The sequence below is a fragment of the Marinomonas foliarum genome (assembly GCF_003337275.1).
Taxonomy (GTDB): Bacteria; Pseudomonadota; Gammaproteobacteria; order Pseudomonadales; family Marinomonadaceae; genus Marinomonas; species Marinomonas foliarum.
Window position 1 is genome coordinate 23,689 of record NZ_QPJQ01000037.1, and the last position, 24,098, is coordinate 47,786.

Genomic DNA, 24,098 nt, shown 5'->3' on the forward strand with positions numbered 1-24,098 from the left:
AACATTCCAGCTCACCTTTTATGTAGGTATAGAATATGACGGACTCGTCAATCATCGAAGAAATTAATACTTGGACCACGCCGTTATTTGTTACTCAAATGCCAGATCATGACTTCTTAAAAGAAGCATTGTTAGCGGCTGTTTATCAACAGAAAGCCTCCCAAACAACAGCCATTGAAAGCCAAATAGCCCCTAAAGCAAAACACGCTTTACATGAAAGTAATTTGGATTTTTTAGATCTGGCAGATGCCAATGTGATGGAAGCAAAACGCACAATAGAAGAATTAGTCTTAGAGATTGCAGGCTCTGTGAACCAAGCATTCTGGCCAGAAGACATGGAAGCCGATGCTCACATCATTGAGTCTTGGTACCATGTGACCCAAAAGGGTGGCTACCATGATGCACACTCACACCCAAATTGCTCTTGGTGTGGCATTTACTATTTAGAACCAGGTGATGCCAATATTGAGGGCAACGGTGGCCTAAATCGATTTTATGATCCTAGGGTCAATGCAGAACATTACGCAGATCCAGGAACAGCTTATTTAGGCGGCCACGGAGTGTGGGATTTCACCCCAACAGATGGGCAAGTTATTATCTTTCCATCTTATTTAAAACATTCTGCTTTACCTTACTTTGGCGATAAAGACCGAGTAGTCATCGCTTTCAACTGCATTATTGAAGCGTATTAAAAAGAAATTTAATAAGTTTCCACTCAAACATTCACAATAGATCGGTATTTGTAGTAATTTAACAAGACATGTTTTATTAGTACGGGGAAGTCTATGCGTGTCCAGTTTGATCAACTCAGCGCTAACCAGCGCTACCACCTGATCACTCAAACTATTACTCCACGCCCTATTGCGTGGATCTTGACCAAAAATGAGAGTGCAAGTTATAACCTTGCACCATTTTCCTATTTTGCCCCCGTCTCCTCTGACCCTGCTATTTTGATGGTTTCCATAGGTAACAAATCAGCGAGTGTCGCCAAAGATACAAAATACAATCTGCTACGCGAAAAGGAATGTGTCTTGCATATTCCTAGCGAGGAGATCATGAATGCGGTTAACGAAAGCTCTGGAAGTTTTGCTTATGGTGAATCTGAAATCCCCGCCTCAGGTGTAACGTTAGCCGAATTCACTGCAACTCTACCTCGGATTTCTGAGGCAAAAGTCGCCATGCACTGTAAGTTATACGATGTACATTCATTAGAAAACGCATCATTTTCTGCCGTTTTTCTAGAAGTACTAGATATTTATATTGATGAGGACCTTGTCACTCAAGAGTCTTCTCGGATTATTGTAGATAACCAAAAGCTCAACCCTCTCGCTCGATTAGGTGGCGATGATTATGCCCTTGTAGGCAAGACAGTGACGATGAAACGTCCTAATTAGGGCATCACAGATTTGAGGTAAACAAATATGGACGTAAAAAAACACATAAAAACTTTCCCTTTTATGGCAGATGTTGAGAGCGACTTAATGTCATCCCTCACAGATTTGGCCAGTTTAAAATCACTAAAGGCGGGTGAAGTTTTAGCAAAACAATTTGAAATAGGTCAGCACATCTATTTTTTACTAGAAGGCGAAGTATCCATTTCGGTTCCATTGCAAGATACCGGAAAGTCTTACAATGTGGGAGTAATCAATAATTTTCTTTCTCCCATCGGTTGGTCGGCCTTCCGCCACCCGTCACGTTACGCGACAACCTTTACCGCCACAAAATCCACTAAATTAATTGTGTGGCCCCTTGTAGAACTGCAGAAAATACTCGATTCAAACTTAGTATTTGCATCGCGTTTTTTGCAATTTGTCTACCAAGAATCTTTACCTGTTCTGACCAATGTCCAAAACCAAACACGACCATTCTTTTCCAATGAAACATTAGCGTTTGAAGAAACACGTCCGCTGCTCGACTCTGAAACACAAGTTCATGCGTTAAAAGATGCTATTAGTCTGCTCAATTATGCGCCATTTTGTGAAACCTTCACTCAAGTAGAGATACACGCACTCGCTAAAAAATCCTCTATTTTATTAGCTCATCAAGGTGACATATTAAGCCAACAAGACCAACCTGCAGATGGCTTATACCTTCTAATAAAAGGCAAAGTCGTTGTGAGTTATCAAACTGAGTCGGGAGACATTATTACGACCCGTACCATTTCTCGTCCGGGTACCGTACTTGCGTGGTCAACACAAGATGCTGAAATGAAAAACCGAGCATCCATCATCTCATCCAGAGACAGTAGCGTTCTGTTTATCGCGAGGGACGATTTACTAGAAATATTCGAAGCCAATCCTAAATTTTCGGTGAAATATTTATACCGTTTAATATGGTTAATTGGAGCTCATTTGTTAGCGGCTCGAATGCGCTACTTATCTCAAATAGCAAACGACGAAGTGCTCGCGGTTAGCAACGTTATTGAGCAAAATGCCGCCTTACTGCCTGTCAGCTCTCCACTCTATAAAGTCAGTGAGCTTCTCAAAAGCGCCGTCACAACAGATGAAGCATTTGGTGTACTTTATAAATGCCTGCATTTTGGCTGCGTATTAGAGCGCACTATTTCTGGCATGTGCTTAGATATTTTAAAAGATCTACAGCGAGAAAATGCGTTTTATCGCCATCTACAAAATGTTTATGACACCATTAATAGCTTACCCAAAGACACGCCTGCGCTTGACGCAAGACGCCTAGGCACAGAACTATTCAAACAAGCCTTTCAGCAAGTCCCCTATGTCATCAAAGGCTTGGAAAATCTGCCTAAAAAAGCCGGTTCATTGTTTATTTATAATCACTTGTTAGGCTCCCCAACCAACCGCCTACCTAATGGCTTTCGATTCTCTATGGACGCGCAGTTTATTAGTGCCATGGTTATTGATAATGAGTATGGTATATCTGGGCAGCGAGTGGTTCGCCGTAGTAAAGAAAGTGAATTCTGGCGTGATGATTTTTACGGTCGATTTGGTAATGTGTTTATTCATAGTTGGGAAGATCTGTCTAAAGACACGCCAGAATACGATGCTTTTATTAAACAATCCCAAGAAACGTTACGCCAAAATTTCCCATTAATGATTTCGCCAGAAGGGCAAAGTTTCAGCACTCATCAATCACCTGGCACCCTATTGCCCCATGCTTTTGAACTCGCTGGATCGATGGACAGTGATGAGCCATGGATTGTACCTATCGTAGTGGCAAACTTTGACAAACGTGCTGACCACAATCTATATACCGTTATCATTAAACCAGCATTTAAACTCTCGAGTAAAGTCGATTACAAAGACAAAAAAGCATTAAACAAATTTTTGTTATCGTACCAAGAAGAATACAAAGGTTACGTGGATGAAGCCGTAGAACTATCAAGAGAAATTCGACAATACCCCATTTTTAGTGGAAAAAACGGCTATCGCTCCAATGTCATGAGCCTAAACCAGATTGACGTCGAATTTGAGTCGGATGTCCGAGAACTTGAATTTCACTTGGCTTATCAGGTTTACAAAGATCGACCTGTTGCTTTTTACGGCTCTTCAACTATGCGCTTATGGAGTGATTTTGCGCATAATTTCCGTGATAAAGATGGGATTAACCTAGGGTTTGGCGGCGCAACCCTAGAGGCTTGCGTTTATTACTTTGAACGCATTATTCTCCCTCATAACCCGCGCTCCATGGTGATCTATGCTGGCGACAATGACATAGGCAACCATTGCGACAGCAACAAAGTAGTTGAGCTATATATCGAACTATTGCAAAAAATTGACCGACACTTACCAGGTATTCCGGTGACCTTAGTTAGCATTAAGTGTAGCCCTGCGCGCTTGAAGATGCGTAACACCATCGAAAAAGCCAACCAACAGTTAGCGCGCTTGGCTAAAACTCGGCCCAATACACAATACATAGATTTATTCTCTACCCTGTTAGATAAAGACGGAGAAATAAAAGACACCTTTTTTGAAGGTGATAGGCTTCATCTAAATGAAAAAGCATATGAGCTATGGACCAAGAAACTGCTTGAAAAAGAAAGCTTTATCTTTCAGAAATAGCTAAAAACATCCCCTAACATTTTCACTATGTTAGGGGATTGTATTTAAATCCAGACAGCCTAGCGCTCCAATCCATGCACTCTTTCTTTGTGAAAATGAATACCTGGAGGGCGACACTAAAAAGCTGAGAAAATAAAAAATGCTTGCCTGTATTGACCTTTTTTAAAAAAAAGGCCAGCATACAACTACAAATTATGTAACAGAACAAAGAGTTCTATAACTTTATGAATAACCAGATCTTAAATAAACACAACGGCGATAAACGTAAGGCTAAGAAGCTTTGCGGCGCTGACGTGTGGAAGTAAGATTTATAACAACTCACCGGCAGCATTCTCGCTGACGGTTTAATACTCTTCTCAGCAGAATGTATACCGGCCTAACAGAGGCAAAAGTATGTTCTACGGCGCAATCACAGCACTAATCACTCCTTTTCGTAATGGCCAATTAGATGAAGACGCTCTACGTAAAATCGTTCGCTGGCAAATAGATCAAGGTGTTAATGGCTTGGTTCCTGTCGGAACAACAGGAGAGTCGCCAACCTTAAGCGAACATGAACATAAGCGTGTTATTGAGATTACCGTACAAGAAGCCAATAAAGCCGTCCCTGTACTTGCAGGTGCAGGTTCAAACAACCCCGTTGAAGCAGTAAACTATTCTGAATTCGCTTATCAAGCTGGTGCTGATGCGACCTTACATGTAGCAGGTTATTACAATCGTCCAAATCAAACAGGTTTGTATGAACACTTCAAATATGTACACGACAACAGCAAACTCCCTATCATTCTTTACAACATTCCACCACGCGCCGTTGTTGGTCTAGAAGTGGCCACCTTATCCCGTCTTGCTGAATTACCAAGAATCATTGGCGTAAAAGACGCAACTGGAGACCTAACTCGACCTGTGCGGGAACGAGCGCTAATAAACAAACCATTTAGTTTTCTGAGCGGTGACGACGTAACAACAGTTGCATATAACGTTGGCGGTGGTAATGGCTGTATTTCTGTTACATCAAACGTTGCACCAAAACACGTTGTCGAGTTACAGCGCTTATGTCGTGAAGGGAATTATGTTGAAGCAGCACAATTACAGGACAAGTTATTTGCCCTACATAGTGCCTTGTTTATCGAACCAAACCCAGCTGGCCCAAAATACGCAATGTCCTTACTTGGTCTATGCACTGAAGAATGTCGTTTGCCTATGGTGCCACTGCAAGACAGCACCAAAGCCACCATTCGCCGCATCATGGAAGAACTGGAACTTATCTAAGCTTGATCATCATACTATTGCTCATAAAAAAGCCCGCATCTAAAAGCGGGCTGATTTATGAGAAACCTTCATAAAACTAAGATTTGGCAAGCCGCACAACATAAAGCAGAATAATAGCACCCACTGTTGCAGTAACCAGTGACCCTAAAAAACTTCCTGAATATAGACCAAGGAGTTGGAATGTAAAACCACCGACAAAAGAACCCACAACACCAATAACGATATTACCAACTAAACCAAAGCCACCACCTTTCACTAGCTGACCAGCCAACCAACCGGCTAATGCCCCGATAAACAAAAAAGCTAATAGTTCCATACAAACGATCCTTATGATGTTTAGTGTGTAGCTTGGTAGACTAGCACCTATTCTTTAAAGCGCCTATAAAAGTCACCAAATCCCCGTTATTACTAACCCATTTATTCTTTTTCTGTTACTTTGTCATGAAAGTGCCAAGCTTTTTTAATAAATATTGATCCGTTCTGTTTTGCAAAAATGTATTTTCTAACAACCCCCTCAACAAGGCTAAGTTAGGCCTTATAAGGAAATCTAAATGGGTAAAGTTCATTTTGTCGGTGGAGAAAAAGGTGGCGTCGGAAAATCTATGACGGCACGTGTTTTAGCTCAATATTACATAGATAACAATCAGCCATTTTTAGGGTTTGATTGTGATGCCTCACACAGTACTTTTTCACGTTTTTACAGCGAGTTTTCATCGCCTGTTTTAATAGGTGAAGAAGACAGTCTAGATGGCATGCTCGCCGCTATTGAAGAATACCCAGATCGAGATTTAATTATCGACCTTGCCGCTCAAGCCGCTCAGCCGCTAGGAAAATGGATTGAAGAAACCGACGTCTTTGGCCTTTTAGATGAAATGGGTTACCAAGTTTGTCTTTGGCATGTGATGGATGATGGCGCTGATTCAGTCTCATTATTGGATGCGCTACTAGAACGCTATCAGCAACCTTCAGTCGACTTCGTTATTGTTCAAAATTTAGGTCGTGGTAGCGACTTTACTCGATTCAAAAAATCGGACACCATGAAAAAAGCACTTGAGCGAGATGCTCTAATTATCGAGTTACCTAAACTACAAAGCAAACTGACACAAAAAATTGACTTCAACAACAGTAGTTTTTGGGCTGTGGCGAATGATAAGGGCATTATGAACATTGCTGAGCGCCAACGCATGAAAGTCTGGCTACGCAACACTTACGCACAACTTGCTCAGCTGGGATAAGAGTTCGTTCAAATGCAAAAATTAAAAAGGGCCAATATGATATTGGCCCTTTACGTTTTAATAATGCGATAGAAGAACAGGCACTTTACGATTTATACATTTAACTCAGAGGAAGAGTTGAACGAAAACATTCGCACTTCGTCTCTTGCAAACCACCCCATTGACTCATAAAAAGTTTGGGCTGCCTTATTGTCTGCATGAACAAACAAATGTGTTTTGGCGATACCTTGCTTCGCAAGTCCATCAATTACTGCGTTGACCAATTGTTTCCCTAGCCCTTCTCCACGAGAAGATGCATTAACAGCCAAATGTTGCAAATAACCTCGACGTCCATCAGTGCCCGCCAATACCGCTCCGACCAGCAAACCTTGCTTTTCTACTACAAAGCTTAGTCCTGGATTTTTCTTTAAATAAAGAGTGATGTTTTCTTCAGAATCGGCACCACGCAAGCTCATGGACTCAGTATTTCCCCACAAAGCCGTCACTTGATCATAATCGGAAATTAGCATCTTACGCAGCACTAACAACTCCTTCGCCTTAGCATTCTGTACATTGAACAGATTTCTGAATTATTCCTGAACATCCATATACTTGTTTGCCCAAACGCGGTTTTCTTCCAAAGTGGAATAACGCGTAGATAACTCAGAAGCGTTCAAAGTGCCTTCAGCAATACCTCGTTGCTCACGCAAACAATCGTATGTCGCTTTGATCGCAGCAAAGTAGGCTGCGTGCCCATTAACAACAATACGCACACCATTCGCAGCAAGGCGTTCACGATCACGCAATTCTGGATTATCGTAAGCCACAAGCATGATTGGAATAGTAATATGCTGACTTATCTCTTCTAGATGAGCAAAGTCACGAATACCAACCATGCAAATACCATCAACCCCAACAGCTTGGTAAGCCTTAACTCGGGAAATGGTTTCTTCGGTCGATAATTGACCCGCATTGGTACGAGCAATAATACTCATAATAGGGTCGATACGTGCTTCTAAAGCCGCTTTTAATTTACCTACAGCCTCTTCTACTGGAATCAAATCAGTAGATTTATGACCGTACTTTGCTGGCAATAAAGTATCTTCTATCGTTAACGCTGCAACACCAGCTCGTTCAAGCTCAACAATGGTACGCATCACATTCAATGCATTACCGTAACCGTGGTCGGCATCGGCAATTATAGGCAAACGCGCTACACGACCAATTCGAGTCGCTTGCTCAGTAAATTCACTTAACGTAATCAAAGCAAAATCTGGAGCTGCCAATACCTGCAAAGACGCAACAGAGCCACCTAAAATCCCGACTTCAAAACCAAGATCTGCAGCAATACGAGCCGACATAGGATCGAATGTAGAAGCAGTGTAATAACATTTACCGCTTGCTAATAATGCTCGAAAATCATTACGCAAATCGTGCTGGGAAGGTGTTGCCATGAATATACTCCTAAAAGACGTCACTAAATTTCATATAGTGTAAATGCCGCGGATTATACTCCGCTTACGCCTTTGCTTCATCTAATTCAAACCAACTGGTTAAGTTTTGTAAGTAAATGACACTCAAAAAAGCTTGAGTCTTAGCGAAATAAAAGGGATTTACAAACTATGAAAAAATCGGGGATATTGTTCAGGTCAATTTCAAACGGCACATTAGCTATTAAAAATTGGAGGCAGTAAAAAGGCTTACTCACTTTCATAGGCAAGCCTCTCTATAGCAATCAAAACATTACATGCTTTGAGGAACCTCACAAGCAAAGCTCTTCGCACTTTCTACATCACCTTTGCCATCATAGGTTCGACGTCAATTCGCTCATACCTTACTAAACAATGCTCTTCAACCTCATTAACACCCAGTTTAAGCATTCCTTTAGCCACGGTTTCAACTGAGTCAATCACGGTATTGTTTGCCGTTAATAGAGATGTAAATCCCTCACAACTCTTGGCTAAGGCAGAAGGTTTTGCCTCACTCAATTGTGGAATTGACACTGCAGTAGCAGCATTCGCTAGACCACTATAAGCAACACAACTACCAATGGTGAAGGCAAGTAAACTAGGTTTGTATAAAAATTGGCGCATTATCGACTTCCTTATTTTGTTTTTATTTATAACTGTTATCCATCACAACAGAATAAAAGAGATAAACAAAAAAGGTGAATAATTTTTTCGCTCAGCCTATTCGAAAAATGCACAGCAATACGCTAAATGGTTGTAATTTTCCTACATAAAAAACCAAAAGAGCGAAAAAAGACCCTCTTATGAAAGAAACTTTCTTGTTTTTTAAAAAAAACTGCACTTAAGGGCTGTTTTTTGTACAGTGAAGCAGTGACAGAGGCAAATTCTAGGGATAACATACTGTCCCAGCATCCCCCATGCACCCTTTTATAACTCTCACTCTTACTGATAAATGTTAAGGTTCTCGAATGAACGCTTGGTATCTCATCTGTTTTCTTTCGGCATTAGCGGTTTTCATCGCTTTTACCAATCAATACATACTAAAAATGCAAACTACGATCGCCATCACAACTGGATCTGTCGTAATTTCATTACTTCTGATTCTTGCTGTTAAAATGCTTGGCGACGAAACCGCACTTTTCATTACACAAGTTGTTTCCGGTATAGACTTTAATCAGCTTTTGTTAAAAGGCATGTTAGGTTTTTTATTATTTGCTGGCGCATTAGAAATTGACCTAAATGCATTAAAAAGGCAACGCTGGGAAATCACCATACTGGTGCTTTTTTCTACCTTAGTTTCTACCTTTATCGTTGGTTACTTAAGCTACTTTGCATTTTCACTATTCAGCTTCCCTATCCCTTTCATTTATTGCTTATTATTTGGCGCCTTAATCAGTCCTACTGACCCGATTGCAGTACTAGCAATCATAAAGCAAATGAGCGCACCACAAGGTATTTCGATCCAAGTCGAAGGTGAATCCTTGTTTAATGATGGTGTAGGCTTGGTTATTTTTACGACCATTTTTGCTGTCGCATTTTATGGTACAGAAGCGAATTTTGCCGAAGTAGCAGAGCTCTTTTTAGTCGACGCTATTGGTGGAATCGTATTTGGTCTTGTTATTGCTCTAGTTGGTCACTTTGTCATCATCAACTGTAAAGACATCAATACTCGCTTACTAGTGACGTTGACCATCCCTTCCGCTGGTTTTGCACTAGCAAATATCTGGGAAATCTCAGGTGCGCTCGCGATGGTTACCAGCGGTATACTTCTAGGTAACATTACGCGAGCAACGGCATCAAAAAGACGCGGGCCTGATGGAACACGTTATGTAAAAGATTTTTGGCATGCGACAGACAGCTTCTTAAACGCCTTACTCTTCCTAATTATCGGCATGCTGATTGTTACCATCCCTCTAACATGGCAGATCATCGGTCTTGGCTTAGTTATGGTACCTATTGTGTTGTTGGCGCGTTTTATTAGTGTTGGCAGCCCTTACTTATTATTCAAAAGATTCCGTGAGTACGACAAGCACTCGGTAAAAATCCTTACATGGGGTGGCTTACGCGGTGGGTTGGCGTTGGCTATGGCGGCAGCCATTCCTAAAAATCAAATGATGATTGAAGGTTTAGACCTACACGACATCATGGTTATTATCACCTATGTAGTGGTTATTTTTTCCATTATCATACAAGGTTTGACCATATCCCCGTTGATTCAGAAAAGCATCCAAGCTGCGAAAGAAAAATCGAAATAAATTCAACGCTAGATTTAAATCATAAAAAGGGCCAACAGCAAGTTGGCCTTTTTTGTGACAAGATTAATCAGCTTCATTTTTCACTCACTTCACAAAACTTGCCATAGATCAGTAAAATAATAACGCTAACATCATAAAATACTTTTATAGGAACAGACGCCCAGAATTCACTTAGCACGAGAGAGCGCAACCGTGACACAAACGCTGCAAAGCAAACCTAATCAATCAACAGATATCACCAAGCGCAATAATGTAAATATATCAGGCAAAGGCACTCAAACCATTCTGCTTGCTCACGGTTTCGGCTGTAACCAAAATATGTGGCGCTTTATGATGCCACAGCTTGAAAAGCATTTTCAGGTTGTTATGTTTGACTATGTCGGCTGCGGAAACTCCGACTTTTCAGCCTATCAAGAAAGTCGCTATCAACATTTAGAAGGCTATGCCTTAGACATTATCGAAATTTGTGATGACTTAAATATGCAAGATATCGTCTTTGTTGGTCACTCAATCAGCAGCACTATTGGCTGGATTGTCGCAGATCAGCGCCCCGAACTATTCTCCCATATGATCTCCGTCTGCCCTTCGCCCTGCTTTATAAATTGTGATCAAGAATATCAAGGTGGCTTTGAGCGAAGTGATCTTGACGGTTTAATTCAGCTAATGGACAAAGATTATATTGGTTGGGGAAATTATTTAGCCCCCATGGTAGTCGGAAATGATTTATCGCAGATTGAAGCAAACGCAGATGAAAACGACAGTTTAATAAATGAGCTACTGACTAGTTTCTGCTCGACTGATGTCATCTACTCTAAGCCATTTGCCCAAGCGACATTTCTCTCTGACTACCGAGAGTTATTGCCTCAAATAACCCATCCCTGTTTATTATTACAAAGTTCAAATGATTCATTAGTTGACGTCTCTGTGGGAAAATACACACAACAAAAATTACAAAGTTCAGAGCTAAAAATAATCGAAGCAAATGGCCATTGCCTTCATATGACTCACCCTATGCATGTTTTTAATAACATTCAATCTTTTATAGCAAACGACTGAGCAATCTCTTTTGCCATAGGATCAATCACTTGATTAAACCAACTAGCGGATAAGGTTCGCACCATGGTCGAGTAGCCATCTGCTTTTAACTCTCTTTTTACATAAAAAGTATTAGATGCAGAGAGCTCACCTGTCGCCGAGATAATCTGCCAACGCCCAGAAATATGCACAATACCATCTAAATCCGCGTAAAAATCATCCACTTCGATATTCAGCAATGCAATAGCATAAGAAGGTAATCTCTGACCACCAAACCAAGTAATATCTGGCAACGTCTTTTCTAAACGCTGCTGTGTTAAACGAGTGAGCTGTGGTGATAACGTCTCTGCCCATAAATTGCTTTGAGAACGATGTACAGCCCCATTATTCGTCACTAGTACTATTTCGTTACTTGCTAAATAATTCGCCACAACCACCGGCATTAACTGTACCGAAGTACTGTTTGTCGAAAGGGCCTGTACATCTTTCAACCCTGTGTCCATTAATAAATATTCACTGCTTTGCACTGCCGTTGTTGAGCAACCAACAGCAGCCCAACTCACTATCAACAACAAGATTACCCGAAAACCTACCTTTACCATTGTTCTTTCCTTGTACTATTTCGCGGCTTTAGGCTGCACATCACTACGTGGCTTACTGTCAAAAATTAGGGTACTTGGTTTTTCCCTCAGTTGACGAAGTAAAGGCTGTAATTCATTTAATGCACGCCCCAAAGACACCATATTTTCTCTTAACGGACGTCCTATTTGGCCATTCGCTTGATACGTTTCTAATGTCAAATTCAACTCATTTATCGTCGCTGCCAACTCGGCGGGTAGCTGCTGAGTATCTGGCGAATTGAGCAACTGCGTTACGCTTTTACTAACAAGTTGCAACTGACGTAAGGTTTCACTTGCCTCATTCATTGTTTCAGAAACCTGCTCCAACGTACTATTTAAAGGCACTTGAGACAAGTTATCTAAAATACTACCCACCTTGCTTTCTATATTAGCAAAGGCATCAGGAGCTGTTGGAAAGACTTTAAACCCAGCAAACTCTTTCCACTTCACAGGAGGAGGGCTACCAACATAATCGATATTAATCACTTTGGCAGCGTTTAAATAGTTGCCAATTTTCAGCGATGCTCTCAAACCATTATCAATCCTTTCTTCTATATAAGCATGCCATTCAGCTAAGGACATGCCATCTTCAGGATTCAAAGAATTTAAACGTTGTGGTTCAATACGAGCCCGAACAGGAATCAAAGGCGTATCTAGTCCTGTTAGAGTTTGCATTGGAATACCACTAAACGGCACCTCTAAAACAGTACCAATTCTTACTCCTCGAAATTCCACAGCAGCGCCTGGCGTGAGCCCACTCACGTTGCTATCAAACATAAACACGTAATTTATAAATTCGCTGTACATGTTGTTTGTGGCACTATCTCTCGACGAGTACAAGCGAAAAGAAGTCATATCCGATACAGGCAGACCTGCCGTACGCCCTGTAGGGAGACCAAACGAAATACCACCAGCAAAAAACGTTTCTAGAGAATCAAGACGCACTTCAAAACCGCTCGCAGAACTTTTAAATGACAGGCCAGGAGTCAACCAAAACTGCGATTCACTATTCACCAAAGCATCATAAGGTGAGCGGATCACCACATGATAAGTAATAGCGCCTTTGTCGGTATCGAAGCCAACTTTCTCAACATAGCCAACTTCGTAGCCTCGAAAATGCACAGAGGCACCAACATCAAGTTTGGCACCATCCATACTGGACAAAACAAGACGAACCCCTTCATTTTCAGTTGAAAGAGGTGGCTGACTTAGCAGTGTAAAATCTGTCTGTAATCGGCCCTTAGCGCCTGGTGTCATGTCAATATAGGCACCTGATAATAACGTTCCTAAGCCACTCACTCCTTCTTTACCAATTCTAGGTTTAACCACCCAAAACCTAGCATCGTCGCGAAGCATCTGCTCTGTACCATGCTGCATTCGTACCTTAATAATTGCTTTTTCAAAATCATCACTAAGACGAATACCAATAACCCTTCCCACATCTACATTACGCGATTTAAGTTTGGTTTTACCCACCTCAAGTCCGTCTGCATTAGAAGCTATCAAAGTAATAACAGGGCCTTGGCTAGCCCAATTTTCATACAACATCCAGCCAGCTACTATTAAGGCGATCAAAGGTACTAGCCATATTGAATTGAATCGGACTTGTCGCATATTTTCGACTTGCTTGTTCGGATCACTCACTCTTTACCCCTTTCCAAAGCAGAAACACTAGATCCACCCTCTTTGTCCCATAACAACCTTGGATCAAAGGTCATGGCTGCCAGCATGGTCAATACAATAACAGCGGTAAATGACAAGACTGCAGGCCCAGGTAAAATTGACATAAAATTTCCCATTTGTACTAAACTGGTCAAAATAGCCACAACAAACACATCAATCATCGACCAACGTCCAACAAACTCAGTAATACGATATAGTTTAATTTTTTGTCCTGTCTGTTGATTGCTCGGAAAATAAGCCTGCCAGCATAACCAAGTCAAAGCCAATACTTTTGCAAGCGGTATCACCACACTCGCGATCAAGATAATCAGCGCGACAGGATAGGAACCTAACGACCAAAGCAATAATACACCTCCCATAATGGTGGAAGGGTCCGTAGTACCCAAAAATGTAGTTTGCATGATAGGAAACACATTAGCAGGAATATACATAACCAAAGAAGCAACGAGTAACGCGGCCGTAGTGCTTATACTTCTTGGTCGTCGGCTATAAACAGAATGGCCACAACGATCACAGTGCTTGGTATGAATAGCTTGGGTTGCGCCACAAAAATGACAACCAAGCAATCCCTGCCGCTTAGCCGTTACCTCAAGCACAGTAAAATTGGCTGACTTGCTAGAAATTTGATTCCAAAGCCAACGCTTATCGACTAAAACGACTGTTTTAAGCAACAATACTACGTAGCCACAAAAAGCCCAAAACGACAGTTCAAAAGAAATATCGGCCAAGCTGCTCATTTTCACCAACGCCACTAACACACCAACAAGAAAGACATCGACCATCAACCAAGGCTGAATCACCGTCACCCAACGTAGGCTATGACGTTGAATAACTCGCAATTTATGCTCCTGCGGGTGACGAAAAGACCAAACTAAAAATAATACTGACAACAAATAAATAATTGGAAATACAAACAAGGTGAGACTGATAATTGCACCTAGCACTAAGTAACCCTGACTCAGCAACAAATGGAGAGTAGTAAATAAAGAAACACTTCGTTCGATGCCATTAGTAGAGAAACCTAAAAAGGGAAAGCTCATAGCTAACGCAAGCATCAATAAAGAAGATAAACCAGCCCCCATAATTCTTGCTGGTACAAGTTTATGGGCACTGACTAAAACATGGTTACAATGCTGACAGCGGTAGCGTTCACCAGCTTGTAGTGGCGGGATACGATTAACAAAATCGCATTCATCACAAATCGTGATAGTTTCATCAAATAGCAAATTACTCATAATAAAACCACGATCTAAACACCTCTTTAACTGAAAGCCACAGACCTATCTAACACGAGGTCTATGACAATAATCAAGCTATCTAAGATATTTTTAGCAAATAGTAAACCGCTACACTTACCATTACTGCATATTGTGAATATGATCGGCTTAACTTCATAAGTTAACGTTCGTTATAAAGCAAAGTGCGAGTTCGCAACATTCCTTATTAGAAACAAAGCTAAAAAAACATATCTAGCTTTTTAGGCATCGATAGAGCACCGGAATAATCAACAGGTACATCAAAGTCCCCCAGCACAGGCAAATTGATCACCACAGCCCCTTTCACAACATATTTCAGGCCATTTTTATCAGGCAATCCCCCAACACTTTCGAGAATTTGATCAAACATCAATGTCACAGGAAGGCGCATACTATTGCTGCCTTCGGCAGGCAAAGATAAATTCACATCAGGCTGATTTATCTTCACGACTTTGTGTTCATTTAGCAATAAATCCAAATCGACATCCGCCGTTTTAAGGTCAAAAGAATTAGGGTTATTTACTTTAACCTCCACCAGCAATGTCATGGATTTTGTCGACACACTTTTCACCGAAACACCCGTTACCGATGCTGTTGGTTTACGAACATCCATCGTATCCTTTAAGGCGCTACAGCCAGACAACAATACAATCAGCGCAATACCTATAAAACGAAAAAACATATCTATGCCTTCTTAATCACTGGAAGGTAGACTTGTATACGTTCAGGCAGTCTTTGCACAAAAACAGATCGAACAGTATGCCAATAAAAAGACAACAGCAGTAAAGATGCTCCTACCACAACTCCTGTCACTGCAAAGCTATAACCCACACCACCATAATGATCAAACAAGCTAACCAAAGCGTAAATCACATAGACCAGCGACGATACCATAAAAGCGCGACGGTCAATCGAGATAGACACCACCGTCATCAACAAGTACAAAAGAACAATCAGCAGCATATTGCTCAAACTTTCATTGCCATCTAAGATGCCCAAATTTGAAAAAATAGGATGAATAATTAATGGGGCCGCTAGTAAATGCAACCAAAAAGCCACATCCGACTTACGTGTAGTTCGGCTGGTATCTCCAGCATCCCAATACATAGCTAAAGCAAACGCCACACACCCACACAAAAACAAAGTTGCCAGCAGAAACCCTGCGCTTTGAGGGAAAAAGCTCATCACACTGGAACCCAATAACGCCAAGGCCGTTCCTGTACCAACAGCGACTGTAATAGGCACCTTAAAACGACGCCAATGAAGATAAGCTGCCAACGTAGACACTGCGGTCGAAAAAATCACCGCATAGCTAGACTGATCACCTAATAAAGGCCCTGCAAAATTAAACGCTCCACCAACAAAAGTCAGTAGCAACACAATCGCAGGTAGCGCCATTTTTCGACGCTTCACAAAGACTTCAGCTAGCCCCCAAGACAAGGCAGCAAACACAAAATACGCCAAGCTTTCATTAATGGACATCAACACCCAAAGCGATGAAAACAACAGCAAAGCACAAGCAATCACGATAAAAATATCGTTAAATCCACCTACCAAGTGGAAGTTCTCTTCATCTACCGACGATGAGCCATGTGAAGACGATACAAGCTGACGGAACTCCTCTACTGAATGTGCTGAAAAGACGCCCTTCTTCACGGCTAAATTTAAATCTTCGTCTGTGTACATTACTATCCTTAATTCGTATTCACTATGACATTGAAATCAGGCCATCACGACTGGTTGGCTTTTAAACAACCTAATCCCATATAAAGGCACCATTATGAATCAAGATTCAAGCCCAGCACACTACTTTGCATCGATTAAGCAGCTTTAGACAACGCCTTCCACAAAGTTTACCTAAAAGCATAATCTTACTGACCTAATGAAAATAGCGCTTTACTTGCCCAACAATAGGAACATACTCAGCAAGCTACGTAATCTCTTTCACGGCGTCTATACCAACCGTGCGTGGCAACAGCCCTAACCTAGGCAAGAGCCTACGAAGGTTATACAGTTATGACTAATGGTGAATATCATGAGTAAGGGTCAAAACAGTAAGAAAGATTCAAAAAAGAAACCGCTTTTAACAGCCAAAGAAAAGAAAGCAGCGAAGGTGTCTAAAAAGTCGACAACCAACACTATATTAGGAAAATAACCTCGCCTGCTAGCCACTAAATCTCATGGTGGTACCACATTCGAGCCATCTAAGCCCTAACTCATCATTAGGGCTTTTTATTGTTATCTATGGACGCGACGATTTCTGAGGGCCACGACCGTTTGCAGGACGCTTACCTTTAGGTGCAGGTTTACCGTTACCTTTTGGTGCCCCAGTTGGTTTACCTGTCGGACGTTTACCTCCACCAGCACCATTACCCGCGGGCTTCTTACCATCACCAAAAGGACGACGATCTTTTCCTTTCGAACCCGCCGGCTTTCTAGAATCATCTTTAGGGTGCTTAGTATTACCTTTCGTCGCCGCGCCTGGTTTTGTTGAAGCTTTCGGTTTTGACGCACCATTAGAACGCGTATTTTTACGCGGCGCATTGCGAGACTTCTTCGCTGGGGCACTGGCTTCGGAAGAAGAATCTTCAATAGACTTAAGCAACACAGACAATTCTTTCTGTGTTAAATCTCGCCACTCACCAACTGGAACACCTTTTAGACTGACATTCATAATTCGCGTGCGTTCAAGCTTCATGACTTCATAGCCAAAATACTCACACATACGACGAATTTGACGGTTCAAGCCTTGTACTAGAGTGATGTTAAACACATTCGCCGTGACCTTTTTTACCGGACACTTCTTCGTCATCGTCCCTAATATCGGCACACCACCTGCCAACCCCGCAATAAAGTCATCTGTAATCGGCTTATTCACCGTCACTAGATATTCTTTCTCGTGGTTATTCCCGGCACGCAATACCTTGTTGACCAGATCGCCATTATTGGTCAAAAAGATCAACCCCTGAGAATCTTTATCCAAACGACCGATAGGGAAAATACGCACCCCATGGCTAACAAAATCGACAATGTTATTTTTCTCGGCGCTTTCCGTGGTGCTCACAATGCCGACAGGCTTATTCAGCACAATAAAAACAAAATCATCCGCATCTTGCGGCTCGATAATTTGCCCATTCACTCGCACCGTATCGCCAGCAACCACTTGATCGCCCACCGAAGCACGCTTGCCATTGATGAACACATTACCTTGTTCAATAAAGCGGTCAGCGTCCCTTCGAGAGCAGATACCACTTTCGCTGATGTATTTATTTAAACGAGTAGAAGAAGCATTAAACATAAAGTGCCGTATTACCTAATAAAAAGCCTTCCTAACAATGAAAAGCCTAAACTGAATGAATCGTCAACAACGAGATGGCGCACATTATATAGGAAATACGACAGGCATTTTAGTGCTGCATACAAACGCCTTATATTATAAGGAATGAATGAATTTTGGGCGTTTACTAGAAACGGAATTTGTCACAGCGCTGAAACTCCAGGAGAAAACCAAAGTCACGCAACAGCGAGGACTAATGATGCGTTTCTAAATAATACTTTTCCTGCTCAAGAATACGATCTGTATTAAGAGACGCGATGCTCACTTCATGGGAATGAGGCAACATACCGATGGTCTGCAAATGCAGATAACGCATCGCACACACTCGGAGAAAAGACGTGAAATTATCCAAATTATGGCCTGCATCCAAGGCTTCATGATTCAGCTTGGCGATCATCTGCGACAAAGACAACTTATCGCGCTGGGCAATCTCTTCCAGCGTAAACCAAAAGAAACTTTCCAATCGAATACTGGTGACCATGCCATCAATACGCAAAGAACGAGTGACATTTTCCCATAGACTAGGATCTGAATTCACGAAGAGCTTACACATTGTATTTTTCCTATTGAATGACGTTTTTTATTATTGGAATGAAATAACTCAATGCAAACAGTCTAGCTGATGAAAAGGAAAAATAGTCGGACGAATTTAACTTTTACTGCCTCATGACAAAATAAAATCCGTCCCAATGTACTCATCAACTCTCAGCTTGTTATTTATCTAGCAAAACATAAAACTGAGCAAGCCAAGCAGGATGGGCAGGCCACGCTGGTGCTGTTACCAAATTACCATCGGTCATCGCTTGATCCACGGGGATATCCATAAACTCCCCTTTCGCAAGCTCCACCTCAGGCTGACACGCAGGATAAGCAGAACACTTCCTGCCTTCCAACACACCCGCCGCAGCCAACAACTGCGCACCATGACACACCGCCGCCACCGGCTTATTGCTATCAAAGAAATGCTTAACCATAGCAACCACAGCTTTATTCAAACGAAGATACTCAGGCGCTCGGCCACCAGGAATCACCAAAGCATCGTAATCTTCTACCTTGATATCGGCAAAAGTCGCATTCAACGCAAATCGGTGCCCCGGTTTTTCCGTGTACGTTTGATCACCTTCAAAATCATGAATCGCCGTCGCCACCGTGTCGCCAGACTTCTTATCTGGACACACAGCATGCACCGTATGACCGACACTCATCAACGCCTGAAACGGCACCATAGTTTCGTAATCTTCCGTGAAATCACCCGTGATCATTAAGATTTTTTTATTCGACATGACACCTTCTCCTGTTTTGTTTAAAACGTCCTATGTTGTAACAGCTAGAGAAAGAAAAAAGGTATTAAAGGGTTATTACATTAAGTTCCTTCCGCTTTTGGAACCAAAAAAACCTAGGTCTGATGAGACGAGGAACGAGGCGTGATCTGACGCTGAAAGCGAAGCTTTCATTTTGTAAGTCGCGCCTTTAGGCCGACACAGAACGAAGCGAGACGCTCATTTTTTGTTGAGGTAAGGCTGGCTAATCTTCTTACGCTGAACCATAACTTGCTGCCAGAGCATGCATTGAAACAAACGATAAATACATAATTGCATGAGTGACAACTAGACCGACTGCCCAAACTTTGGATTGTGTTGCGCCACGAATAAATAACACCAAAGAGACAACCACCGAAACAAGTGATAGCAGAATAAACACAGCGCCAAGCAAAAGCTCAATGATGTCTGATATCCCGTACGGTTCGCCTGGCGCGATATACATGTCTGCGTATATAAAAGCACGAAAATAAAGCATGTATAAAAACAACACTATAGAAAGTACTGCTAATACAACGACAGCTTTACTTCCTTTAGTAAGATTCAACATTAAAAACGCCTAATGCTAAGTTGAGTAGCCAGAACTGAGGCTATACTTAAAGGTTGAGCTATCTGGGTAATAGCTCTAATCAAGGCGATCCAATAGATATTCATTTCCATGAGCCGCTAACGATAATAATTGAACTATTGTTCTTAACATCAGCACTCAATGAGAGGGTCAACGCTTCAATCAAGCGCCGCTTTAGCGGTCGATTGCATTGACTTGTTCAAATTCGATCGCTCCAAAACTTTGCGGATTTGATTGATTATTTCAGGTGATGGAATATCTGGTGTATCTAAAACCATTAATGCAAAATTGTCTGCCAGTATTTCCTCGGGATGGATAATGTAATTTGTGTTCTTCCCGACTTGCTCGAAATACCCTTTGACCTCTAAAAGGCCTACAATCCTTGGGTTGTTAGGGGAGTAGACATCGATGCCTTTATCATCTTTCAAAACTAGCAATTTCAATACGAGGTAGTTAAAGAATTCACCTCCCTTATCTGTCATGTATCGAGGTGTTGAAGAGAATAAAATTGGAGCAACCCACATTTGAGAATTGTGGATGGTAACCTTTATTGCGTAGTTATTTAATGGAGCATCAGGATTCGTAATCTTACGATCTTTTAAGCCAAGAGGAAATTCAACCTCTGGTATTGAATAAAATCCAATCACCCTATAAAGAGCATCTTTTTGAGAGGGATTATTACGAGTATATATGTGAAATATCTCATGTGCCATGAGCCTTGTCAGCTCTATTTCTGACCACAGCTTTTCACGCTGTAATATTATTGCGTTTCCTCGAGTATAAGCAGCATTTCCTTCTTCCTTTCCAGAGGTAAGTATTACTTGAATTACAGCGGGCAATTCAACATTCAGCCTTTCAAGTTGATTAGTGATACCTCTGAATGCTTGTGTAACTCTTAGGGTTTCATTGTCGCGCCAATTAAGCGCGCTATCTGAGACAAATTTTAGGAATTCTTCCTTACTTACATCTTGATCCGTTTTCATTCTTGAAGACATATCAAAAATGCTAAGTCTAGATATAAAATCATCTTCAGCTGTCAGAATTTCCTTGGCTTCCTTTTGAGATAAAAACTGAAGATTAGTCTGACTGTGACTCAGGCCGGAATAGCTAATAATTGCGATTAGCCATAAATATTTTAAATTACGCACGATAACCCTTAGAGTTTGAACGTCTCACTAAGAGGCAAATAAAAGTTGGCTAAAATAGCGACGCAGGAGCAACAGCCAGCTTCTATTTGTCCTAATTGAGTGTTTTGTTAGCTTACTTTGCGAACACAATTTGTCTGAATAAACATATATCACTTAACATTTTGGTTCTGCGTTTAATACCATATTCTCGAACTATACTAATTAACTCTTGTCTTGTAGGGTTCTCAGAAGTTGATTCACTAACAGGATTCCAGCGCCCTTTGATGTTCACATTACAAGTTTTACAAGATATGGCAATATTCTCATTAATATCCTCACCACCCTTAGACAAAGGAATAATATGATCTCTTTGCCACTCCTTGTAATTATCCACAGAAGCCAATAAATCTTTATCGCAATACTCACATTTAAATCCGGCTCTAATTCCGAGGATCACATCATTCTCCCCCCATTGACCAGTATTAACTAATGCTTCAATCATATTGTTCATCCAAACTCGTTTTGTAAGCTAACGCCTCAAGAAGAGGCACCGGTAACGGTGTCCTTCTTGCTTGATTTGTTAGCACTTAACTCCCCATGTTCTTCAAGGTGAGCTCGTGCCTTTGCCAGTTTTTGGTCATGCTCAAAACTTTTACCAACACTTACCCTAAAAAACTCATATTGTTGCTCAAGAAGATATTGGGACATATTACTACCAACACCTCCGTACTCTGCCATGGCCGCTCTTAGTAAGCCAGCAGAATCAAATAGAGACTTAACGTTTTCAATTAAAGAGTTAATTTGCTTGGCATCAATAAGTTTGAAAAGCTTTTTATTAGCCAGCGCAACCTTGAACATCTTAAAGGAGGCGACTGTTGATTTAAGATAATGCTCGTAGCGCTGATAGTGCATTACAGTATTTTTGGGTAATTTTGCCTGATCTTCATTAGACAGATACGTGTTTGAAAAACCATCCATCATTTGATCAATTAGTTTTTCAATAGATTCGACATGCTCAAAAAACTCTTCGTCAATATTTTTGAGTGCATCCTCTAAATATACTGATGCAGCATGCTCGATTTCAAATTCACCCTCTGGCAGCGGCTCATCTAGTTGTTCCAGAGCTTTTTCTAAAAAGCTACGTATCCATATTTGAATTGCAGGGTACTGGCTAAGTTGAACCACATAAACGTAGGCCAGCTTCTGCTCCTGATCTTTCTTATCCTTTTCTATTAGCGACAACCTGATCCGATAATTAAAGTAAGCAGCTATTGATGCGCCTATAAGACCGCTTAAAATAGATATAAATAAAGTAGACATATATTCCATGCTCTATCCGAGTGCTAACGCCGCATTAAGCGGTTTTAAATTGTTGGCTATAATGTTGAACGAAGTGAAAACAGCCAACTGTTTAAAATCAGTTTAAAAAATAATTAGGGTCAGAGTTAAATTAATCTCAAACCACTTCAGTTGCAACAGCCATACACCGATACTCTACTTTGTTGTCGCCTCGTACGGTGACTTTGTCTATGCTCCAGTTGCCTTTCATTTCCGGTGGGAAGGTGTCGTTTAGGGTGAGGATGCCTTCTGCGACGAGTTTGGGGTTGCCTGGTAAGTCGAGTGTGACGCTGGAGCCTTGGCGTTGGCTTTTGATGAGGTCGTCTTGGCAGGCTTGTTGGGCGGTGGTTGGGTTGGCGTAGTTTTTTGGGATCAATAAAGATTAAGTGCCATTTTCATCTGCCCCCAAATTCTGTTGGTTTGTAACTGAAAACTTTGATGGTATATCGCTCCAAATCAAAGTTACCATCCTCATTAACAAATTCATCTGAATGATATATGTAGTCGGTGTATTCTGGGTCAGGAGATAGATAATCAAGTCTTTCCAAAATTTCCGTTTCTCTTACCTCATCTGGAACAGCCAACAACTCTGAAACAAGAAATTTAAATTCATCTTGAATGTTCATGAGATACTCTTTTTTTGCTATTTTTCATCTGACTCCAAACTCTGCTTAACGCCAAGCTAAGCGGCGCAGCTTGCTGGGTCCTCGCTTGAGCGCCTTGTTAACATTCTGTTTGTGCGAAAGCACTGCTATTTTTCAAAGCTATCAAAATGCGGAACATAAGAAAGCGAGCGAAATAGGAAATATGCAGCAATCAAAAAACCAACCAGTTTAAAAACTGGCAATAAGTAACCTAACAACATCGACATAACTATTACCAAAATTGATTTCACAAAATAGTGTAGCGCGCCATACATACTATTTTGAAAGCTCCTATCTTGAATATCGCTACCAATCTCGGACTCGGCAAATGTTTTTGCAAAATAAATTGCAGTTTCTTTCTCTTCGCTTACTTTAGTTGATGCGAAATTGACACTCTTTTGCCCAGCCCACAATATAAACCAGAATAGAAAAGAGCCTAGAGCCCCCTGAATAATTACAGGCCACTTCAATATTTCTTCGACCAGTTCCATGATATCTCCTGAATGTTAACATTTTAATAGTGCGCATGCGCGTTTACACCTTTTTAATTTCACTCAAAAATCCTTTTAACTTTCTGAAGAATAATACTTTTTAATTGGTATCCACAAAAATCAAAAGAGGAAAAACGAGCATGCGCGTTATTCCATTTATCCACAGCGCGTTATTTCTGCTCTGTGAATCCTTATTCATTGATATTAGGAGACTTTCTTTATTCCTGCTAGTACAAAGCGCGCACTATTGATTTATTTAAAATGGCTAAACGCGCAAAGATGCTTTTATTTCAAAAATAGACTGTATATACAGTCATAATCAGCTGATTGTCGGCCTAAAGGCGCGACCTTGTATCTCTTCTTGATGGGTGTTTAGCTAGCACTTATCGCATCGGGAAATCGGTGAGCTCGTGCGCGACCTGAGCACAAAGATGCTGTT

At 41.3% G+C, this 24,098-nt stretch carries 26 protein-coding genes; 7 read left to right on the forward strand and 19 right to left on the reverse strand.

What is annotated here, in order from left to right; translation table 11 throughout:
- Positions 1–35: 35 nt before the first annotated feature.
- The 4 genes from DFP77_RS16305 (at position 36) to dapA (ending at position 5,303) form a co-directional block, all read left to right on the forward strand.
- The gene (locus tag DFP77_RS16305; protein ID WP_114413284.1) at positions 36–692 is read left to right on the forward strand and encodes a putative 2OG-Fe(II) oxygenase; all 657 of its coding nucleotides are present in this window, start codon (positions 36–38) and stop codon (positions 690–692) included.
- A gap of 93 nt (positions 693–785) precedes the next feature.
- Positions 786–1,394, forward strand: coding sequence for a flavin reductase family protein (locus tag DFP77_RS16310; RefSeq protein ID WP_114413285.1), 609 nt, complete (start codon positions 786–788; stop codon positions 1,392–1,394).
- Between the two features lie 27 nt (positions 1,395–1,421).
- Positions 1,422–4,037 carry a cyclic nucleotide-binding domain-containing protein gene (locus DFP77_RS16315; protein WP_114413286.1) on the forward strand — a complete coding sequence of 872 codons (2,616 nt, stop codon included), beginning with the start codon at positions 1,422–1,424 and terminating at the stop codon, positions 4,035–4,037.
- 393 nt (positions 4,038–4,430) lie between these two features.
- On the forward strand, positions 4,431–5,303 hold the full coding sequence (dapA, locus tag DFP77_RS16320) for a 4-hydroxy-tetrahydrodipicolinate synthase (protein ID WP_114413287.1): 873 nt from the start codon (positions 4,431–4,433) through the stop codon (positions 5,301–5,303).
- Positions 5,304–5,379: 76 nt separating this feature from the next.
- Here dapA and DFP77_RS16325 read toward each other — a convergent pair whose 3' ends face one another.
- Complete coding sequence (locus DFP77_RS16325; protein ID WP_114413288.1) at positions 5,380–5,619, reverse strand: GlsB/YeaQ/YmgE family stress response membrane protein; 240 nt, start codon at positions 5,617–5,619, stop codon at positions 5,380–5,382.
- Between the two features lie 235 nt (positions 5,620–5,854).
- Here DFP77_RS16325 and DFP77_RS16330 point away from each other — a divergent pair, with 235 nt between their 5' ends.
- Positions 5,855–6,538 carry a P-loop NTPase family protein gene (locus DFP77_RS16330; RefSeq protein ID WP_114413289.1) on the forward strand — a complete coding sequence of 228 codons (684 nt, stop codon included), beginning with the start codon at positions 5,855–5,857 and terminating at the stop codon, positions 6,536–6,538.
- Between the two features lie 92 nt (positions 6,539–6,630).
- Here DFP77_RS16330 and DFP77_RS16335 read toward each other — a convergent pair whose 3' ends face one another.
- The 3 genes from DFP77_RS16335 to DFP77_RS16345 all read right to left on the reverse strand — a co-directional run bounded on the left by DFP77_RS16335 (position 6,631) and on the right by DFP77_RS16345 (position 8,610).
- Positions 6,631–7,059 (reverse strand): GNAT family N-acetyltransferase, encoded by a 429-nt coding sequence (locus DFP77_RS16335; protein ID WP_258861198.1) that lies wholly within the window; start codon positions 7,057–7,059, stop codon positions 6,631–6,633.
- A gap of 48 nt (positions 7,060–7,107) precedes the next feature.
- On the reverse strand, positions 7,108–7,971 hold the full coding sequence (locus DFP77_RS16340) for an oxaloacetate decarboxylase (protein ID WP_114413291.1): 864 nt from the start codon (positions 7,969–7,971) through the stop codon (positions 7,108–7,110).
- Positions 7,972–8,304: 333 nt separating this feature from the next.
- Positions 8,305–8,610, reverse strand: a complete 306-nt coding sequence (locus DFP77_RS16345; RefSeq protein ID WP_114413292.1) for a hypothetical protein — start codon at positions 8,608–8,610, stop codon at positions 8,305–8,307.
- Positions 8,611–8,954: 344 nt separating this feature from the next.
- Here DFP77_RS16345 and DFP77_RS16350 point away from each other — a divergent pair, with 344 nt between their 5' ends.
- Together DFP77_RS16350 and DFP77_RS16355 are read left to right on the forward strand one after the other, a co-directional pair.
- Positions 8,955–10,241 carry a cation:proton antiporter gene (locus DFP77_RS16350; RefSeq protein WP_114413293.1) on the forward strand — a complete coding sequence of 429 codons (1,287 nt, stop codon included), beginning with the start codon at positions 8,955–8,957 and terminating at the stop codon, positions 10,239–10,241.
- 192 nt (positions 10,242–10,433) lie between these two features.
- Positions 10,434–11,297 carry an alpha/beta fold hydrolase gene (locus DFP77_RS16355; RefSeq protein ID WP_114413294.1) on the forward strand — a complete coding sequence of 288 codons (864 nt, stop codon included), beginning with the start codon at positions 10,434–10,436 and terminating at the stop codon, positions 11,295–11,297.
- Here DFP77_RS16355 and DFP77_RS16360 read toward each other — a convergent pair.
- The 15 genes from DFP77_RS16360 to DFP77_RS16430 all read right to left on the reverse strand — a co-directional run bounded on the left by DFP77_RS16360 (position 11,273) and on the right by DFP77_RS16430 (position 23,659).
- Positions 11,273–11,878: a PqiC family protein gene (locus DFP77_RS16360; RefSeq protein ID WP_114413295.1), complete on the reverse strand. Its 606-nt coding sequence runs from the start codon at positions 11,876–11,878 to the stop codon at positions 11,273–11,275. The genes DFP77_RS16355 and DFP77_RS16360 overlap by 25 nt on opposite strands.
- Before the next feature lie 15 nt (positions 11,879–11,893).
- A complete protein-coding gene (pqiB, locus tag DFP77_RS16365) occupies positions 11,894–13,540 on the reverse strand; it encodes an intermembrane transport protein PqiB (RefSeq protein ID WP_114413296.1) in 1,647 nt (548 codons plus the stop codon).
- Positions 13,537–14,814, reverse strand: coding sequence for a paraquat-inducible protein A (locus tag DFP77_RS16370; RefSeq protein ID WP_114413297.1), 1,278 nt, complete (start codon positions 14,812–14,814; stop codon positions 13,537–13,539). Before DFP77_RS16370 ends, pqiB begins: the two co-directional genes overlap by 4 nt.
- Before the next feature lie 220 nt (positions 14,815–15,034).
- Positions 15,035–15,517: an LEA/WHy family protein gene (locus DFP77_RS16375; RefSeq protein WP_114413298.1), complete on the reverse strand. Its 483-nt coding sequence runs from the start codon at positions 15,515–15,517 to the stop codon at positions 15,035–15,037.
- Positions 15,518–15,519: 2 nt separating this feature from the next.
- Positions 15,520–16,521: a hypothetical protein gene (locus DFP77_RS16380; protein WP_114413299.1), complete on the reverse strand. Its 1,002-nt coding sequence runs from the start codon at positions 16,519–16,521 to the stop codon at positions 15,520–15,522.
- Between the two features lie 556 nt (positions 16,522–17,077).
- Positions 17,078–18,133, reverse strand: coding sequence for a 23S rRNA pseudouridine(2604) synthase RluF (rluF, locus tag DFP77_RS16385; protein WP_114413300.1), 1,056 nt, complete (start codon positions 18,131–18,133; stop codon positions 17,078–17,080).
- 232 nt (positions 18,134–18,365) lie between these two features.
- Positions 18,366–18,725, reverse strand: coding sequence for a ribbon-helix-helix domain-containing protein (locus DFP77_RS16390; RefSeq protein ID WP_114413301.1), 360 nt, complete (start codon positions 18,723–18,725; stop codon positions 18,366–18,368).
- A 160-nt stretch (positions 18,726–18,885) separates the two neighbouring features.
- Entirely contained in the window at positions 18,886–19,455 is a 570-nt protein-coding gene (locus DFP77_RS16395; protein WP_114413302.1) for a DJ-1/PfpI family protein, read from the reverse strand.
- A 250-nt stretch (positions 19,456–19,705) separates the two neighbouring features.
- Positions 19,706–20,041 carry a hypothetical protein gene (locus DFP77_RS16400; RefSeq protein WP_114413303.1) on the reverse strand — a complete coding sequence of 112 codons (336 nt, stop codon included), beginning with the start codon at positions 20,039–20,041 and terminating at the stop codon, positions 19,706–19,708.
- A 176-nt stretch (positions 20,042–20,217) separates the two neighbouring features.
- Positions 20,218–21,207, reverse strand: coding sequence for a hypothetical protein (locus DFP77_RS16405; protein WP_114413304.1), 990 nt, complete (start codon positions 21,205–21,207; stop codon positions 20,218–20,220).
- A gap of 112 nt (positions 21,208–21,319) precedes the next feature.
- Positions 21,320–21,688: an HNH endonuclease gene (locus tag DFP77_RS16410; RefSeq protein WP_181858583.1), complete on the reverse strand. Its 369-nt coding sequence runs from the start codon at positions 21,686–21,688 to the stop codon at positions 21,320–21,322.
- Positions 21,689–21,723: 35 nt separating this feature from the next.
- A complete protein-coding gene (locus DFP77_RS16415) occupies positions 21,724–22,515 on the reverse strand; it encodes a hypothetical protein (RefSeq protein ID WP_147270566.1) in 792 nt (263 codons plus the stop codon).
- Positions 22,516–22,642: 127 nt separating this feature from the next.
- On the reverse strand, positions 22,643–22,900 hold the full coding sequence (locus DFP77_RS16420) for a hypothetical protein (protein ID WP_239544172.1): 258 nt from the start codon (positions 22,898–22,900) through the stop codon (positions 22,643–22,645).
- A 19-nt stretch (positions 22,901–22,919) separates the two neighbouring features.
- Positions 22,920–23,150: a hypothetical protein gene (locus DFP77_RS16425; RefSeq protein ID WP_114413307.1), complete on the reverse strand. Its 231-nt coding sequence runs from the start codon at positions 23,148–23,150 to the stop codon at positions 22,920–22,922.
- Between the two features lie 125 nt (positions 23,151–23,275).
- Entirely contained in the window at positions 23,276–23,659 is a 384-nt protein-coding gene (locus DFP77_RS16430) for a hypothetical protein (protein ID WP_114413308.1), read from the reverse strand.
- Positions 23,660–24,098 lie beyond the last annotated feature (439 nt).

What these genes read in the sequence shown, in the direction of transcription:
- DFP77_RS16400 (WP_114413303.1), bottom strand. Translation starts at nt 20,041, where the DNA reads ATGTTGAATCTTACTAAAGGAAGTAAAGCTGTCGTTGTATTAGCAGTA.
- DFP77_RS16415 (WP_147270566.1), bottom strand. Translation starts at nt 22,515, where the DNA reads ATGGAATATATGTCTACTTTATTTATATCTATTTTAAGCGGTCTTATA.
- DFP77_RS16410 (WP_181858583.1), bottom strand. Translation starts at nt 21,688, where the DNA reads ATGATTGAAGCATTAGTTAATACTGGTCAATGGGGGGAGAATGATGTG.
- DFP77_RS16350 (WP_114413293.1), top strand. Translation starts at nt 8,955, where the DNA reads ATGAACGCTTGGTATCTCATCTGTTTTCTTTCGGCATTAGCGGTTTTC.
- DFP77_RS16370 (WP_114413297.1), bottom strand. Translation starts at nt 14,814, where the DNA reads ATGAGTAATTTGCTATTTGATGAAACTATCACGATTTGTGATGAATGC.
- DFP77_RS16330 (WP_114413289.1), top strand. Translation starts at nt 5,855, where the DNA reads ATGGGTAAAGTTCATTTTGTCGGTGGAGAAAAAGGTGGCGTCGGAAAA.
- DFP77_RS16390 (WP_114413301.1), bottom strand. Translation starts at nt 18,725, where the DNA reads ATGTGTAAGCTCTTCGTGAATTCAGATCCTAGTCTATGGGAAAATGTC.
- DFP77_RS16360 (WP_114413295.1), bottom strand. Translation starts at nt 11,878, where the DNA reads ATGGTAAAGGTAGGTTTTCGGGTAATCTTGTTGTTGATAGTGAGTTGG.
- DFP77_RS16305 (WP_114413284.1), top strand. Translation starts at nt 36, where the DNA reads ATGACGGACTCGTCAATCATCGAAGAAATTAATACTTGGACCACGCCG.
- dapA (WP_114413287.1), top strand. Translation starts at nt 4,431, where the DNA reads ATGTTCTACGGCGCAATCACAGCACTAATCACTCCTTTTCGTAATGGC.
- DFP77_RS16310 (WP_114413285.1), top strand. Translation starts at nt 786, where the DNA reads ATGCGTGTCCAGTTTGATCAACTCAGCGCTAACCAGCGCTACCACCTG.
- rluF (WP_114413300.1), bottom strand. Translation starts at nt 18,133, where the DNA reads ATGTTTAATGCTTCTTCTACTCGTTTAAATAAATACATCAGCGAAAGT.
- DFP77_RS16380 (WP_114413299.1), bottom strand. Translation starts at nt 16,521, where the DNA reads ATGTACACAGACGAAGATTTAAATTTAGCCGTGAAGAAGGGCGTCTTT.
- DFP77_RS16375 (WP_114413298.1), bottom strand. Translation starts at nt 15,517, where the DNA reads ATGTTTTTTCGTTTTATAGGTATTGCGCTGATTGTATTGTTGTCTGGC.
- DFP77_RS16340 (WP_114413291.1), bottom strand. Translation starts at nt 7,971, where the DNA reads ATGGCAACACCTTCCCAGCACGATTTGCGTAATGATTTTCGAGCATTA.
- DFP77_RS16345 (WP_114413292.1), bottom strand. Translation starts at nt 8,610, where the DNA reads ATGCGCCAATTTTTATACAAACCTAGTTTACTTGCCTTCACCATTGGT.
- DFP77_RS16325 (WP_114413288.1), bottom strand. Translation starts at nt 5,619, where the DNA reads ATGGAACTATTAGCTTTTTTGTTTATCGGGGCATTAGCCGGTTGGTTG.
- DFP77_RS16315 (WP_114413286.1), top strand. Translation starts at nt 1,422, where the DNA reads ATGGACGTAAAAAAACACATAAAAACTTTCCCTTTTATGGCAGATGTT.
- DFP77_RS16425 (WP_114413307.1), bottom strand. Translation starts at nt 23,150, where the DNA reads ATGAACATTCAAGATGAATTTAAATTTCTTGTTTCAGAGTTGTTGGCT.
- DFP77_RS16430 (WP_114413308.1), bottom strand. Translation starts at nt 23,659, where the DNA reads ATGGAACTGGTCGAAGAAATATTGAAGTGGCCTGTAATTATTCAGGGG.
- DFP77_RS16395 (WP_114413302.1), bottom strand. Translation starts at nt 19,455, where the DNA reads ATGTCGAATAAAAAAATCTTAATGATCACGGGTGATTTCACGGAAGAT.